At 52.7% G+C, this 15,919-nt stretch carries 13 protein-coding genes and 2 pseudogenes; 4 read left to right on the top strand and 11 right to left on the bottom strand.

Features of this window, described 5'->3' with window-relative positions; genetic code table 11:
* Positions 1–47: 47 nt before the first annotated feature.
* The 5 genes from rpoZ to NSQ22_RS06090 form a co-directional block, all read right to left on the bottom strand.
* A complete protein-coding gene (gene rpoZ, locus NSQ22_RS06110) occupies positions 48–248 on the bottom strand; it encodes a DNA-directed RNA polymerase subunit omega (RefSeq protein WP_008878643.1) in 201 nt (66 codons plus the stop codon).
* Positions 249–250: 2 nt separating this feature from the next.
* Complete coding sequence (gmk, locus tag NSQ22_RS06105; RefSeq protein ID WP_011887111.1) at positions 251–868, bottom strand: guanylate kinase; 618 nt, start codon at positions 866–868, stop codon at positions 251–253.
* Positions 869–879: 11 nt separating this feature from the next.
* Positions 880–1,143, bottom strand: coding sequence for a DUF370 domain-containing protein (locus NSQ22_RS06100; protein WP_008878645.1), 264 nt, complete (start codon positions 1,141–1,143; stop codon positions 880–882).
* 56 nt (positions 1,144–1,199) lie between these two features.
* Entirely contained in the window at positions 1,200–2,075 is an 876-nt protein-coding gene (locus NSQ22_RS06095; protein ID WP_099232880.1) for a YicC/YloC family endoribonuclease, read from the bottom strand.
* A gap of 90 nt (positions 2,076–2,165) precedes the next feature.
* Positions 2,166–4,838, bottom strand: coding sequence for a calcium-translocating P-type ATPase, SERCA-type (locus NSQ22_RS06090; RefSeq protein ID WP_339264329.1), 2,673 nt, complete (start codon positions 4,836–4,838; stop codon positions 2,166–2,168).
* 260 nt (positions 4,839–5,098) lie between these two features.
* On the opposite strand from NSQ22_RS06090, the gene NSQ22_RS06085 reads away from it, so the two are divergent.
* From NSQ22_RS06085 to NSQ22_RS06070, 4 genes and pseudogenes are all read left to right on the top strand, one after another.
* Entirely contained in the window at positions 5,099–6,838 is a 1,740-nt protein-coding gene (locus tag NSQ22_RS06085; protein WP_008878648.1) for an NFACT RNA binding domain-containing protein, read from the top strand.
* Between the two features lie 106 nt (positions 6,839–6,944).
* Positions 6,945–7,508: pseudogene (locus NSQ22_RS06080) on the top strand (histidine phosphatase family protein).
* A 2-nt stretch (positions 7,509–7,510) separates the two neighbouring features.
* Positions 7,511–7,723, top strand: coding sequence for a hypothetical protein (locus NSQ22_RS06075; RefSeq protein ID WP_131261675.1), 213 nt, complete (start codon positions 7,511–7,513; stop codon positions 7,721–7,723).
* 136 nt (positions 7,724–7,859) lie between these two features.
* Positions 7,860–8,263, top strand: a pseudogene (locus NSQ22_RS06070) (immunity 70 family protein).
* Positions 8,264–8,614: 351 nt separating this feature from the next.
* Here the strand turns inward: NSQ22_RS06070 and pyrE are convergent.
* Genes pyrE through NSQ22_RS06040 form a run of 6 tightly spaced genes read right to left on the bottom strand, consistent with a single transcriptional unit; the run spans position 8,615 to position 15,918 of the window.
* Positions 8,615–9,238, bottom strand: a complete 624-nt coding sequence (gene pyrE, locus NSQ22_RS06065; RefSeq protein WP_008878652.1) for an orotate phosphoribosyltransferase — start codon at positions 9,236–9,238, stop codon at positions 8,615–8,617.
* Positions 9,235–9,954, bottom strand: coding sequence for an orotidine-5'-phosphate decarboxylase (gene pyrF, locus NSQ22_RS06060; RefSeq protein WP_008878653.1), 720 nt, complete (start codon positions 9,952–9,954; stop codon positions 9,235–9,237). The genes pyrE and pyrF overlap by 4 nt, the downstream gene beginning before the upstream one ends.
* A complete protein-coding gene (locus NSQ22_RS06055) occupies positions 9,926–10,867 on the bottom strand; it encodes a dihydroorotate dehydrogenase (RefSeq protein ID WP_008878654.1) in 942 nt (313 codons plus the stop codon). The genes pyrF and NSQ22_RS06055 overlap by 29 nt, the downstream gene beginning before the upstream one ends.
* Entirely contained in the window at positions 10,864–11,637 is a 774-nt protein-coding gene (locus NSQ22_RS06050) for a dihydroorotate dehydrogenase electron transfer subunit (RefSeq protein WP_008878655.1), read from the bottom strand. Before NSQ22_RS06050 ends, NSQ22_RS06055 begins: the two co-directional genes overlap by 4 nt.
* Positions 11,634–14,831, bottom strand: a complete 3,198-nt coding sequence (gene carB, locus NSQ22_RS06045; protein WP_081157228.1) for a carbamoyl-phosphate synthase large subunit — start codon at positions 14,829–14,831, stop codon at positions 11,634–11,636. Before carB ends, NSQ22_RS06050 begins: the two co-directional genes overlap by 4 nt.
* The gene (locus tag NSQ22_RS06040; protein WP_081157227.1) at positions 14,824–15,918 is read right to left on the bottom strand and encodes a carbamoyl phosphate synthase small subunit; all 1,095 of its coding nucleotides are present in this window, start codon (positions 15,916–15,918) and stop codon (positions 14,824–14,826) included. The genes carB and NSQ22_RS06040 overlap by 8 nt, the downstream gene beginning before the upstream one ends.
* Position 15,919: the final 1 nt, after the last annotated feature.

Below are 15,919 nucleotides of genomic sequence, written 5' to 3'. Positions count from 1 at the left end.
TCGCCACCCCCGATATTGAAAAAAATAACAACCTAACAGCTAGGTTGTTATTTTTCTTCTTCCACTAATTCAACCTTGTCGCCGGCAATTTCCTCTAATGCCTGGCCGACAAATTTTTTCGACACTGGCTTGTTCACCATCAGCTCCGAGCCGTCTTGAAGCTGACGCGCCCGTTTCGCGACAACCGTAACAAGCTTATATTTCGAATCCACTTTTTTCATAAGCAAATCGATGGAAGGATACAACATCGTCATTCCACCTCCAACATCCGTTTATATCGCTCGGCGACGCGCTCACGCCGACAATGTTCGGCCATGACGATCGCCTTGATTCGCTCGCATGCGAGCTCGATCTCATCGTTTTCAACGACATAGTCGTATGCGTCCATCATTTCCAATTCCTCTTTGGCTGCTTGCAGCCGATTTTCGATCAAATCTTTCGATTCGGTGCCGCGCCCGATGATCCGCTTCTCAAGCTCCGATAAGCTTGGTGGGGCAAGGAAAATAAAGAGCGCTTCCGGGAACGCTTGGCGCACTTTCATCGCGCCTTGCACCTCGATTTCCAAAAATACGTCTTTCCCTTCCGCGAGCGTTTTTTCCACATAGTCGATCGGCGTCCCGTAATAGTTGCCGACGTATTCCGCCCATTCAAGCAGCTTATTTTCACGGATCATTTGCTCAAACTGCTCGCGGGTCCGGAAGAAATAATCAACGCCTTCCACTTCACCTTCCCGCGGCTTGCGCGTCGTAACTGACACCGAATAATGAAGCTCGATGTCTGGTCGCGAAAACAGCGCTTTGCGCACCGTTCCCTTGCCGACACCGGACGGCCCTGACATGACGATTAACAACCCTCGTTCGTTCCTCAACGTTGAAAACCCTACCCTTCCTCGGAGAAATCATCGCTTCCGTACAAGCGGTTCGCCACCGTTTCCGGTTGCACGGATGATAAAATGACATGATCACTATCTGTAATGATCACTGCGCGCGTTCTTCGACCGTGCGTCGCATCGACGAGCTTACCTTTTTCGCGCGCATCTTGGATGATTCGTTTAATCGGCGCCGAATCGGGGCTGACAATCGTAATGATACGGGCGGCCGACACCATGTTTCCGTATCCGATATTAATAAACTTCATCATCATGACACGCCCACCTGCCATATTCGTTATTGTTGCCGCTAGCAAGCCGTTTTAAACGGCTATTCCACGTTTTGCACTTGCTCGCGCATTTTCTCGAGCGCGCTTTTCATCTCGACGACTTGCGCAGCAATGACGCTGTCATTTGCCTTGGCGCCGATCGTGTTCACTTCGCGGTTCAACTCCTGCACTAAAAAGTCCAGCTTCCGCCCGACTGGTTCGTCTGTTTCGAGCGCATCTGCCATTTGCATCAAATGGCTGCGGATGCGTTTCAATTCTTCATTAATGTCTGCTTTTTCGGCAAACACCGCCACTTCCGTGAGCAAACGTGCCTCGTCGACCGCAGCGGGCACCCATTCACGGAGTCGGCGTGCCAGCCGCTCACGGTACTGTTCCACAACAAGTGGCGCCCGCTGTTCAATGGCAGTAACACCAGCCTCGATCTCGTGCAGACGGGCGCGCAAATCGGCGACGAGCGCCTTCCCTTCTTGTTGACGCATGGCCATCAGCGCCCTTGCCGCCTCATCGACAGCGGCGAGGAGAAGCGGCTCGATCTCCTCATTGCCGCCTTCCTCTTCGACGACTTCGACTGCCCCGTTAAGCCGAAGCAACTCGGCTGTCGTCACATTGCCGTCAAGGGAAAACCGCTTGGCTGCTTCCTGCAGTCCAGCCCAATATTGGGCGAGCAAATCCCAATCGATATGTATTTTCCGCTTTACGAGCCCTTCGCCGGCGATCGTGACGAACACTTCGACTTTCCCGCGCCGCACATACGGCGAAATCGCTTTTTTTATTTTATCTTCAAACACGAGCCATTGTCTAGGTAGGCGTATGGAAATTTCGCAAAACCGGTGGTTGACCGATTTCATTTCCACCGTCACCATTAAGCGATCCGTTTTTTTCGTGCTCGTGCCAAAACCAGTCATGCTGTAAACCATGCCATCACACCCGTTGCTGTCATTGATGAAAAAAAGAAAAGGCCATAGAGCATACCTCTATCACCTTTTTCATTATACCATATACGTTATTTATTTTCTCGTAAAAAGCGAACCGGCAAACAAAAACGTCGGCAAAGCGGACAGCCCAACAATGAGCAACCAATCGAGCGCAGCGAGCGGTTCAGTATGGAACACCGTCTGCAGCGGCGGATAGTAAATGACGACGAACAGGAGCAGCAGCGACACGATGACCGCCGCAACAAGATAACCGTTCCCTAACGGATTGCGGTCAAAAATTGAACGTTCGCATCGGCAGTCAAACACATGGACTAATTGGGCGAGCACAAGCGTCGCAAACGCTGCCGTCTGGGCGTAAGCAAGCTCATGGCCGCTTCGTTCGTAGGCGGTCATAAACGCCGCCAGCGTAACAAGACCGATCAAAAAGCCGCGGCTGATGATCTTCCAACCAAGTCCGCGGGCGAACACCCCTTCATCAGGGCGTCGCGGCGGCCTCTTCATTACGTTTTCCTCCGGCCGGTCAAGTCCGAGCGCCATAGCTGGCAAGCCGTCCGTAACAAGATTGACCCATAAAATTTGGATCGGCACGAGCGGCAACGGCAGCGCGAGCAACATCGCAAACAACATCACTAAAATTTCCCCGACGTTTGAGGCGAGCAAATAACGAATAAACTTACGGATATTTTCATATATGTTGCGCCCTTCTTCAATCGCTGCTTGAATCGTCGCAAAGTTGTCATCAAGCAATACGAGCGATGCAGCTTCTTTCGCCACGTCCGTTCCTGACCGTCCCATCGCAACACCGATGTCAGCCGCTTTAATCGCCGGCGCATCGTTCACCCCGTCGCCGGTCATGGCGACAATATGACCGCGCCGCTTGAAGGCGTTGACGATTTTCAACTTATGTTCCGGCGCGACACGGGCAAACACGTAAATATCATCAATCTCACGCTCAAGCTCGTCGACCGACAGGCGTGATAACGTCGCTCCATCCATCACTTTGCCGTCAGGCGGCAATACGCCAAGTTGTTTGGCGATCGCCTTGGCCGTCAACACATGATCGCCGGTAATCATCACCGTTTTCATGCCTGCCTCTTTACAGCGCGCCACTGCTTCTTTCACCTCAGGGCGCGGCGGGTCGATCATGCCGGCGACACCAAGAAAAATGAAGCGTGTTTCTGCCTCTTCTTCCGACTGGATTTTCTCATTGTCGGTAAGCGGCCGGTAAGCAACGGCGATCGTGCGCAAGGCTGAGGCCGCCATCTGGTGAACCGCCTTCTCGACCGCTTCTTTCCATGCCGGAGTCAGCGCCTGCTCGCGTCCGTTCCATTCAAGGCGTGTCGCCCGTTCAAGCAACACGTCCGGAGCGCCTTTCGTCACCGAAAACCGACGGCCGTTTCGGTCGCGAACGATGACTGTCATCATTTTCCGCTCGGAATCAAACGGAAACTCCCGTTCAATGACATAGTCACGAAGGAGTTCGCCTTTTTTCATGCCCGCTTTTTCCGCAGCGACAAGCAACGCTCCTTCCGTCGGATCGCCGTCCACATAGCGGCGGCCGTTTTGCTCTTTCAGCTCCGAACTATTGCAAAGCACCGCCATCGTCAATAGACGACCGAGCGCCGGAGCCCGATGCGGATCGACCGTCCGGTTGCGTTCCGAAAACTCTCCGTCCGTTTCCAAGCCAACGCCGCTTACTGAAAACGTCCGCCCTCCTGCCCATAGTTGCGTGACGGTCATCATGTTTTCCGTCATTGTCCCCGTTTTGTCGGAACAAATAACCGAGGCGCAACCAAGCGTCTCCACTGCCGGAAGTTTGCGGACAATGGCGTTTCGTTTGATCATTCGTTGCACGCCAAGCGCCAGTACAACTGTCACAATTGCCGGCAATCCTTCTGGAATGGCTGCCACCGCAAGCGATACACCAGCCAAGAACATTTCATACAGATCATGCCCTTGCACGACCCCAACCGCCACCACCGCTGCCGTCAGTGCCAGCGCCACGATAAGCAAAATTTTCCCGAGCTGCTCTAAGCGGCGCTGCAGCGGCGTCAGGCCAGCATCCGCCTCTTCAAGCATCGTCGCGATTTGCCCCATCGCCGTTTTCATTCCGGTAGCAATGACGATGCCAACGCCGATTCCCCTTGTTACTAACGTCCCCATAAACGCCATATTATGCAAATCGCCTAATGACGCCTGCTCAGTAAGAAGCGGGGCAGCTGATTTCGCTACCGGCACCGATTCACCCGTTAACGCCGATTCCTCAATCTCCAACCCGTTCGCCTCAATGAGCCGGATATCAGCCCCGACCCGATCGCCGCTTGTCAATTTAACAATATCGCCAACGACCAACTCCCGCGCTTGAATTTTCACCCACTCGCCGTCGCGCAACACCATCGCTTGCGGAGCAGACAGCTGTTTTAAAGCAGCAAGCGACTTTTCTGCCCGCCGCTCTTGGATAAAACCAAGCACGGCGTTCATAATGACGATGACGACAATGGCAACCGCATCGACATATTCGCCTAAAAATGCCGAAATGATGGTCGCCAACAGCAAAACGAGCACCATAAAATCTTGAAACTGGCGGAAAAAGACAGCAATTGCCGGTGTTGCTTTCCCTTCTGCCAACTCATTATAACCAAACTGCCGCAACCGTTTTTCTGCCTCCGTCGCGGTCAGCCCGGCCGTCACATTCGTCTTTGTCTCGTGTGCGACATCGTTGGCAGCCAGCATATGCCACTGCATCCCGTTTCCCCTCCGTTCTTCCGTCTTTTCGGCACACTGCTCTCGCTCTTCTATGCTTATTCACACATGTCCGAAAAAATGATATGTTTAGCGGTATAAACGAATGATCGCTTGGCCGCGCCATTTCCTTTTCATTTTTATATAACCGTTTTGCTCCACGCCGCGATCCGTCTCCACAAAATGTTCGCAAAAATGTTCAAAATGGCAAATCGTATGGTAAGATCGGAGTAGCAAAAGAAACAAATAGAAAGGTGTTTCCCATGTCGTTTGATGGAGTGTTTACTTATGCCATTGTCGGCGAATTGCAAGAAGCGCTCGCGGGAGGGCGGATCACGAAAATCCACCAGCCGTCAGCGTATGAGATCGTCATGCTCGTGCGCGCCCGCGGCCATAATCATAAAGTGATGCTATCGGCGCATCCGACGTACGCCCGCGTCCATTTGACAAACGAAACGTACGATAACCCGCCCGAGCCGCCGATGTTTTGCATGCGGCTGCGCAAACATTTAGAAGGAAGCATCGTCGAAGCCATCCGCCAAGTCGAGTTTGACCGCATTATCGTCATCGATACAAAAGGGCGCGATGAACTTGGCGATGTGCAGACGAAACAGCTCATCATTGAAGTAATGGGCCGCCATAGCAACATCATCTTAGTCGATGCATCCACCAACACGATCATCGACAGCTTGAAACATTTGCCGCCATCGGTCAATCGCTACCGGACCGTGCTCCCTGGGCATCCATACATCGCCCCGCCGACGCACGGCAAGCTGAATCCACTGGAAGCCACCGAAGAAACAATGCTGAAAAAAATCGACTTTCACGCTGGCAAGCTCGCCCATCAGCTCGTCTCCGCCTTCAGTGGCATTTCGCCACTGTTCGCCAATGAAGCTGTATTTCGAGCTGGGCTCGCCAACCGGGCAACGCTGCCAAAAAGCTTCGTCACGTTGATGAACGACGTGCGCAATCGTCGTTTTGCGCCGACGATGTATACCAACGGAGAAAAAGAATGGTTTTACATTTTGCCGCTGACCCATATCCAAGCGGAAGGAAAGCCGTTTGCGAGCGCGAGCGAGCTGTTGGATCGCTTTTATTTCGGCAAAGCGGAGCGCGACCGCGTCAAACAGCAAGCCCATGACATCGAGCGGCTCATGGCGAACGAAAAAGCGAAAAACGAGAAAAAGCTCCTCAAGCTCGAACAGACGCTTGCGGAAGCGAAACAAGCCGATATGTACCGGCTGTACGGCGAACTGCTCACCGCCCATTTGTATGCTGTCAAGCGCGGCATGACAGAAATCGAGGTCACAAACTACTACGACGAACGCGGTGGAACGGTCACGATCCTGCTTGACCCGCAAAAATCGCCGTCTGACAACGCGCAACACTATTTTCAAAAATACCAAAAAGCGAAAAACTCACTCGCTGTCGTCCGTGAACAAATTGAGCGGACGAAAGAAGACATCGCTTATTGTGATACGATTTTAAGCCAGCTCGAAACCGCTTCGCCAAAAGACATCGAGGAAATTCGCGACGAGCTCATCGAACAAGGCTACTTGCGTCCGCGCGCCGCTAAAGGAGCGAAAAAGCGGAAGCCAACTGCGCCTGAGCTTGACCGCTACATGGCCAGCGACGGCACGGACATACTCGTCGGCAAAAACAATAAACAAAACGACTATCTCACAACAAAGCTCGCCCATAAAGACGACGTTTGGCTGCATGTGAAAAACATTCCCGGCTCGCACGTCGTCATCCGGAACAAACAGCCGTCAGAACAAACCCTGCTTGAAGCGGCGAACTTAGCCGCCTACTTCAGCAAAGCCCGCCACTCCGGCTCCGTGCCGGTCGATTACACGCGCGTCCGCTACGTGAAAAAACCGAGCGGCGCCAAGCCAGGGTTTGTCATTTACGAAAACGAACAAACACTCTACGTCACACCGGACGAAGAGCTCGTCCGCGCCATGAAACAGCGGCAAAAAGAACACGCGGCGAAACAGCCGTAAACAAAGAATGTCCCTATAGCCATGGTTGTCTTTTTTGATATGGTAATTATTGTTACGAAAATGGTTCATCTACCGTAAATGATAGGAGTTAATGGAGAAGAGGGAAATGTTGACGAATTTGTATTTCGTAAGACACGCTCACTCGGTTTATACGTCGGACGAGCTCGGTCGACCGCTGTCGGAACGCGGCATGCGCGATGCCGAGGTGGTGACAGAATTGCTGAAGCATGAACGGATCGATATCGTGTATTCAAGTCCATATCAACGCGTGATCCAGACGGTGGAAGGCATTGCGAAGCATGTCGGAAGCAGGATCGAAATCGAAGACGATTTCAAAGAGCGGAAGTTGGCTGCAACGGCAGTCGACGATTTTCTTGCGGCGGTCCAAAAAGTGTGGGAAGACGAAGCTTTTTGTTAGGAAGGTGGCGAGTCGAACCGCCTCGCACAACAACGAGGCGTGCGTGCTGTATTTCGCATATTGGAAAAGCATAAAGGAAAAAACGTCGTGATCGGTACGCACGGCAACATCATGGTATTAATCATGAACTATTTCGATAAGCAGTACGATTTTCGTTTTTGGCAGCGCCTTGCGATGCCCGACATTTACCAATTGTCGTTTCGCAGCAACGAGCTTATGGCGATTGAGCGCATTTGGAAAGAGATTGAATGATCTTGAAAAAAGGCGATGATGCCGTTTGTGAGCGCACTTGCAGTGTTATGAGCGGAAAACTTCTTAACGGATATGTCTGCCCTTTTGTTGTAAGCTCATGTACATTTTCATGCCCATCCACCCACATCATCGAACGCCTTCTTGAAACAGCACTCGCCATCAGGATGGGAACAAAGCAGGCTAAACAAAAACAGCCGCCCCTTGCTGAGCAGTAAACACTGATGACCAAACACGAAAGGGCGGACGTCATCATATTGGAAGAAACATTAGATGATTTGTATGATAAAATAATGAAAAAAAACAAATGGTAAAGTAAATATGAGATTTAAAACTAATGAGTGAGGTGACAGAATGGCTGTAGGTTTTAAAGTAAAATATTATTGGTATCCAATTGGGCATGGTGAATTTTTACAACAATAAGCTATCATTTAGAGCCAAATGGTTGGGGAACAAAGTATCCTCTTTTATTAAACAAACTATATAATGGCAAACTTAAGTATAAATATATTAAAGATGCTATTAAAGAAATAGATGAAATTAAAGAAAGTTTAAAAAATTACAGTCCATCACAGGTCATTTGGGATATTGAAGACATTTCCAAAACACCACCATGGGGAGATAATATAAGTGATGAAATTACAGACTTATCTAACTATTTTGTTACAAGTGATGGAGAAGATTTAATAACTATTTTAAAAAAAGCCTTAAATAAGGCTTTAAAAGTAAAGTCAGACATTGAAATAGAAAGTATTTAAGAAACTTTCAACTAAATGTAGTGAAAACAAAATTTTAAAAGGTTTTTCGGTAGCTAACATTTTGAATGTTGTTGATGCATTAAACTTAGAGAATTCAGATTATAGTGTGTTTGAACTTGATGGCGAGAGTATATATAGTACTGTAGATGAGCATTTTTCATTACAGTAATTTCCATACCCTAAGAGACAAACAGGGTACCTCCCATAGTCATCAAGTCATCGCTAGTTCGATTGACTTTGGCCGTTCTATCGCCATTTCCGTCATCATCGGAGGCGACGGAAGTCCCGTTCGCTAACAACACATGACAAAAGCGCGAACCATCCTTTGGTCCGCGCTTCTCTCTTCTCTATCTATTTTCCCCACTCTTCCGGATTTTCCCGCCATTGCCGCAATGTCGCCAGGTCGTGTTCGCTGACGGCGCCAAGGCGGACGGCCGTTTCGATGAGTGTGTCGTAGTCGGTGAGGGTGTAGGCAGGCACATTCGCTTCGGCAAACGCCTGCTTCGCTTTTTCAAGTCCGTACGTGAAGATGGCGGCGACGCCAAGCACGTCGCAGCCCGCCTCTTTCAAGGCGCGAACGGCATTGAGCGAGCTGCCGCCGGTGGAGATTAAATCCTCGATGACGACAACGCGTTGGCCCGCTTCGGCTTTTCCTTCAATTTGTTTCCCTTTTCCGTGCGCTTTCGCTTGGCTGCGGACATAGCACATCGGCAGGTCAAGCCGTTCGCTTACCCAGGCGGCGTGTGGGATGCCGGCGGTCGCTGTGCCAGCGATGAGAACTGCTTCCGGGAAATGGGTGCGGATGAGGTCCGCGAGACCGTCAGCGATCATGCGGCGCACTTCTGGATAGGCAAGCGTTAGGCGATTGTCACAATAAATGGGCGATTTCAAGCCAGACGACCACGTAAACGGTTCGCTTGGCTGCAGGGCGACGGCCCCGATCTGAAGCAGTTTGGCAGCGATGTCGTGTTTCATTCTGTTTCTCCTCCGTTCCATTCGTGTTGCAAGCGGGAGTAGGCCGCGAGCGGGTCAGCGGCGCGGGTGATGCTGCGGCCGATGACGATGTAGTCGGCGCCGAGCGCGCGTGCTTTCCTTGGCGTCACGACGCGCACTTGGTCATGCACTGAATCGTCGGCAAAGCGAATCCCCGGTGTGACCGCGAGAAACGAAGCACCGCACCGTTCTTTGATGAGCGTCGCTTCGTTCGCCGAGCAGACGACACCGTCCATTCCGCTCGCTTGCGCCAACGCTGCGTAATGGCTGACCGTTTCCTCAAGCGGCTGGGAAATCCACAGCTCTTCATGAAGCATCCGCTCATCCGTGCTGGTCAGCTGGGTGACGGCGATGCAGCGCGGCCGAGCAGCGCCGCTTGGCGTTCCAGCGTCAAGCCCCTCTATGGCCGCTTCCATCATGCGCCGGCCGCCGGCGGCGTGAACGTTCACTAAATCGACACCTAAGCGAGCGAGCCCTTTCATCGCCTGTTTCACCGTATTCGGGATGTCGTGCAGTTTTAAATCTAAAAACACGGCATGTCCTTGTTCTTTGAACATGGCGATGATGGCTGGACCCTCCTGATAATACAGCTCCATGCCGACTTTCACAAACAGCGGCGTGCCGCTAAACGGGCGTAAAAACTGCTGTACGTCATGTTTAGATGGAAAATCAAGAGCGACAATGAACGGCGTGTGCACCGGTTTTCCAGCTCCTTCCCGTACATTCCGAGATATGTCGAATCCCAAGCTCGTCAAGCAGCACCGGCAGTTCATTGATGATCGTCGGGCAGACAAACGGGTCGATGAAATTGGCCGTCCCAACGGCGACCGCGCTCGCGCCGGCGTAGAAAAATTCGAGCACATCTTCCGCTGTTTGCACGCCGCCCATGCCGATAATCGGAATGGATACCGCTTGGCTCACTTCATAAATCATGCGGACAGCGATCGGTTTCACTGCCGGGCCGGATAAACCGCCGGTGCCATTTGCTAAAATCGGCCGGCCTGTTTTCACATCGATGCGCATACCGACGAGCGTATTGATCATTGTCAAGCCGTCGGCGCCCGCTTGTTCAATTGCTTTCGCCATCGCGACGATGTCCGTAACGTTAGGCGATAGCTTCACATACACCGGAACAGCCGACACTTCCTTGACAAGCCGCGTCAGCTCGGCGGCCACCTCCGGCACGGTGCCGAACGCAATGCCTCCTTTTTTCACGTTCGGGCAGGAAATGTTGAGCTCCAAGGCATGGACGTTCGGTGCTTTGGAAATCGCGGCGGCTACCTCGACGTATTCTTCCATCGTTGAGCCGGCGATGTTCGCGATGATCGGCACATCAAACTGTTCAAGCCACGGCAATTCTTCCGCAAGCACCTTATCAAGCCCTGGATTTTGCAAGCCAATAGCGTTTAACATCCCGCTAGGCGTTTCCGCCACCCGTGGCGTCGAATTGCCGAAGCGAGGCTCTTTTGTCGTCGCTTTAATCATTATGGCCCCTAACACGCTTAAATCGTAAAACTGGGCGTACTCGCGGCCAAACCCGAAACATCCGGACGCCGGCATGATCGGGTTTTTGAGCGAAAGACCTGGCAGTTCGACCGCAAGCCGGTTCATAACACCACCTCCCCGGCCCGAAATACCGGACCGTCGCTGCATACTTTTTTATACGCCGTCTCGCTCCCCGGCACATGGCAGACGCAGGCAAAACACGCTCCGACGCCGCAACCCATCCGCTCCTCTAGCGACAAATAGACCGGTCGGCCGCGGAATCGTTCATCCAACGCCTTTAACATCGGCTTCGGGCCGCAGGCGTACAACACGTCAAACGAAAGGCCCTGTTGCTCGATCACATCAGTGACGCGCCCTGCCATCCCGTATGATCCGTCATCGGTGGCGATATACGTCTCACCGAACGCAGCAAATTCCGCTTCGTAAAAAACGGCGGCTTTGGTCGCGAAGCCAAGTACGCTCACGACGTTTACCCCCCGGTTCGCCAGCTGTTTTGCCAATTCGTACAGTGGCGGGACGCCGATGCCGCCGCCAACCAACAGCGCCCGACCGCCCGCTGGCGCGGCATCTAGCGGAAAGCCGTGGCCGAGCGGACCGAGCACATCAACTCTGTCGCCCGGCTGTTTTTGTGTTAACAACGCAGTGCCTTTCCCTTCCTGGCGGTAAATGATGATGCATTGCCCCTGCTTGTGGTCGATCTGACAAAGGCTCAACGGACGGCGCAAAAGCGGATCGGCCGCTTCTGCCACTTTGATATGAACGAACTGTCCCGGCTCATTCATTTGGGCAACGAGTTGGCCGCTCAGTGTCAATTCATACGTGCGCTCAGCAATCATCCGTTGGCTGACTACCGTCATTCGTTCACGGCCGATCATGAACGCACCAGCCCTTCCGTCATCGCCGTCGTTGAAAACGTCATCGATTCAACGACCTGGAGCATCGCACGTGCGGTATCCAACGACGTCAAGCACGGAATGCCGTTTTCGACCGCTTCGCGGCGGATGCGGAAGCCGTCGCTTTCTGGTTGCTTTCCTTTTGTCAACGTATTGATGACGACTTGCGCCTTCCCTTGGCGGATGACATCTAAAATATTCGGCGACGCCGAATGGATTTTATTGACAACCGTCACCGGAAGGCCGGCCGCTTTCAATGTCGCAGCTGTGCCATTCGTCGCCAAAATTTGATAGCCGATTTCGACAAAGCGACGGGCAAGGTCGATGGCTTCCGCTTTATCTTTGTCCGCCACCGTCAACAGCACCGCCCCATGCGGCTGAATGTGAATGCCGGACGCCACAAGCCCTTTGTAGAGCGCTTTTTCAAACGTCATGTCTTTGCCGATCACTTCACCGGTCGACTTCATTTCCGGCCCGAGCGAAATATCGACGTTGCGCAGTTTCGCAAACGAAAACACGGGTACTTTCACAAAGACACCCTCGCGCGTTGGACAGACGCCAGTTTCATAGCCCATTTCAGCGAGCTTCGCCCCTAAAATGGCCTTTGTGGCGAGGTTGGCCATCGGCACACCGGTAATTTTGCTTAAAAACGGCACGGTGCGGCTTGAACGCGGGTTCACTTCAAGCACGTATACATCGCTGTCAGAGATAACGAACTGGATGTTTAAAAGCCCAACGATGCGTAGCCCGCGTGCCAATTTGACTGTATAATCAACAATCTTTTCGATGACATCGGCACTTAATGTTTGCGGTGGGTAGACAGCAATCGAGTCGCCAGAATGGACGCCGGCCCGTTCGATATGCTCCATAATCCCTGGAATGACGACCGTCTCACCGTCCGAGATGGCATCGACTTCAACTTCCTTGCCGGTGATGTAGCGGTCGATCAACACCGGGTGTTGCGGGTTGACGCGCACGGCGTGTTCCATGTAATGGAGCAGTTCCTCCTGCCCGTACACGATTTCCATCGCCCGGCCGCCGAGCACGTACGACGGACGAACAAGCACCGGATAGCCGATCTCTTCGGCGATAGCGACCGCTTCCTCCACCGAAACGGCCGTTTTGCCGGCCGGTTTTGGAATGCCGAGTTCGGAGAGCACCTGTTCAAATTTGTCGCGGTCTTCGGCGCGGTCTAAATCTTCAAGCGTCGTCCCGAGCAAGCGGACGCCGCGCGCTTCGAGTTCTGCCGCTAAGTTGATGGCTGTCTGGCCTCCGAACTGGACGATGACGCCGACCGGCTGTTCGAGCTCGATGACATGCATGACATCTTCCGCTGTCAGCGGTTCAAAGTACAGTTTGTCCGACGTGCTGAAGTCGGTCGACACGGTTTCAGGGTTGTTGTTGATGATGATCGCTTCATAGCCCGCTTGTTTAATGGCCCAGACGCAATGGACGGTCGCATAATCAAATTCGATCCCTTGGCCGATGCGGATCGGGCCTGAGCCGAGTACGATGACGCTCTGTTTCTCGGTCACGATCGATTCGTTTTCTTCTTCATATGTGCTATAGTAGTACGGCGTTTCTGACGTGAACTCGGCCGCGCACGTATCGACCATTTTGTAAACTGGCACGATGCCCTCCTGACGGCGCAGCTCGTAAATGTCGCGTTCCGTTTTGTTCCATAAGTTCGCCACCGCGGCGTCCGAGAAACCGAGCGCTTTCGCTTTCTTTAGCACTTCAAGATCTCCTGGATGGCTTTGGACGACCGTTTCCATCTTGATGATGTTCTCAAGCTTATGCAAGAAAAAGCGATCAATTTGGCTCCACTCATGCAGCGTTTCGACCGATACCCCGCGGCGGAGCGCTTCAGCGATGTAAAAGAGACGCTCATCGCCCGCCTTGCGGATCCGTTTTTCGATCACGTCGTCTGCAGCCGTGTTCACATCTTTCAACTCGAGATGGTGAACGCCAATCTCAAGCGAACGAACCGCCTTTAACAGCGATTCTTCAAACGTTCGGCCGATCGCCATCACTTCTCCCGTCGCTTTCATTTGCGTACCGAGGCGGCGGTTCGCCGATTCAAATTTGTCAAATGGGAAGCGTGGAATTTTCGTCACCACATAATCAAGTGTCGGTTCAAAGCAGGCATACGTTTTTCCGGTGACCGGGTTGATCATTTCATCAAGTGTTAGTCCGACAGCAATTTTCGCTGCCAGTTTCGCGATTGGATACCCGGTTGCTTTCGAAGCGAGCGCCGACGAGCGGCTGACGCGCGGGTTCACTTCAATGACGTAATAGCGGAAACTGTCCGGGTCGAGCGCCAGCTGGACGTTGCAGCCACCTTCGATGCCGAGGGCGCGGATGATGTTAAGCGACGCGTTGCGCAACAGCTGGTACTCGCGGTCGCTTAACGTTTGGCTCGGAGCAACAACGATCGAATCGCCCGTGTGAATGCCGACCGGATCGATGTTTTCCATGTTGCAGACGACGATCGCATTGTCGTTGGCATCGCGCATCACTTCATACTCGATTTCTTTGTAGCCAGCGATGCTCCGCTCGAGCAGACATTGATGCACCGGACTCATTTTTAAACCGGTCGAGACGATGTCAATGAGCTCCTCTTCATTCGTACAAATACCGCCGCCCGTACCGCCAAGCGTAAACGCCGGGCGGACGATGACCGGATAACCGATCTGTTGGACGAACTCGTACGCTTCCTCCAAGCTGTGAACAATGGCGCTTTCCGGCACCGGTTCTCCAAGCTCGTTCATCAAGGCGCGAAACTGCTCGCGATCTTCCGCCTTTTCGATCGCCTCCAGTTTCGTGCCGAGAATTTCAACTCCGCATTCCTCAAGCACGCCGGCTTTCGCAAGCTGGACGGCCAAGTTGAGCCCGGTTTGGCCACCCAGCGTCGGCAAAATCGCGTCTGGCCGCTCTTTTCGGATAATGCGGGCGACAAACTCGAACGTCAACGGCTCCATATATACTTTATCGGCGATTTCCGTATCGGTCATGATCGTCGCCGGGTTTGAGTTTACGAGAATGACTTTGTATCCTTCTTCTTTTAAAGCTAAGCATGCCTGCGTCCCAGCGTAGTCAAACTCGGCCGCTTGGCCGATGACGATCGGCCCTGAGCCGATCACTAAAATCGTTTCGATGTCACGGCGTTTAGGCATGGATGACTTCTCCTTTCTTGCTGAACTCGCGGATGAGTGTCAAAAACTCGTCAAACAGTGAATTCGCATCTTCCGGCCCCGGCGATGCTTCCGGGTGATATTGCACTGTAAACGCCGGGAAATCGAGATGACGGAGCCCTTCGATCGTCCCATCATTCAAGGCAACATGTGTCACTTCGAGACGAGTGCCAACGAGCGACTCATGCGTCACGGCATAGCCATGATTTTGCGATGTGATAGCCACTTTGCCGGTGCGCAAATCTTTCACCGGATGGTTCGATCCGCGATGGCCAAATTTCAATTTTTCCGTATTCGCACCACACGCCAAAGCGAACAACTGATGGCCGAGGCAAATCCCAAAGAGCGGCACTTTGCCCAAAATCCCACGAATCATCTCAATCGCTTCCGGCACATCTTTCGGATCGCCCGGTCCGTTTGAGAGCATCACCCCATCCGGATGCCAGCTGAGCACGTCTTCTGCTGTCGCATTGTACGGTAACACGATGACATCGCAATGCCGTTTGTTCAACTCACGCAAAATACCATGCTTCATCCCAAAATCGATGAGCACGACGCGTTCACCGCGCCCCGGGCTCGGGTAAGCACTTTTCGTCGAAACGCGTTTTACTTGGTCTCGCGGCCACTCCATCGCCCGCAGTTTCGCCGCCGCTTCCGCTGGGTGGACATCCAAGCCGCAAATCATTCCTTTTAACGTCCCGTGCTGGCGAATGAGACGCGTCAGTTTGCGCGTATCAACGCCGGCAAGCCCCGGAATGTCTTTTTCTTTTAAATAGGCATCGAGCGTCATTTCACCGCGCCAATTCGACGGAATTGAGCATGCCTCTTTAACGATGAATCCGTGCACATACGGGTAGATCGCTTCAAAATCGTCGCGGTTAATGCCGTAGTTGCCGATCAACGGATACGTCATCGTCACGATTTGCCCGCAGTACGACGGGTCAGTCAAAATTTCTTGATAACCGGTCATGCCGGTGTTAAAGACGACTTCACCCGTCGTCTCTTTCAAACTACCAAATGCTTCCCCAACAAAAAACGAACCATCTTCTAAAATAAGCTGCCGCTTCATG

Origin of the sequence: Geobacillus sp. FSL K6-3411 (genome assembly GCF_037965715.1) — a bacterium.
Lineage (GTDB): Bacteria > Bacillota > Bacilli > Bacillales > Anoxybacillaceae > Geobacillus > Geobacillus thermodenitrificans.
This window is presented reverse-complemented; position numbering and strand designations above follow the sequence as displayed.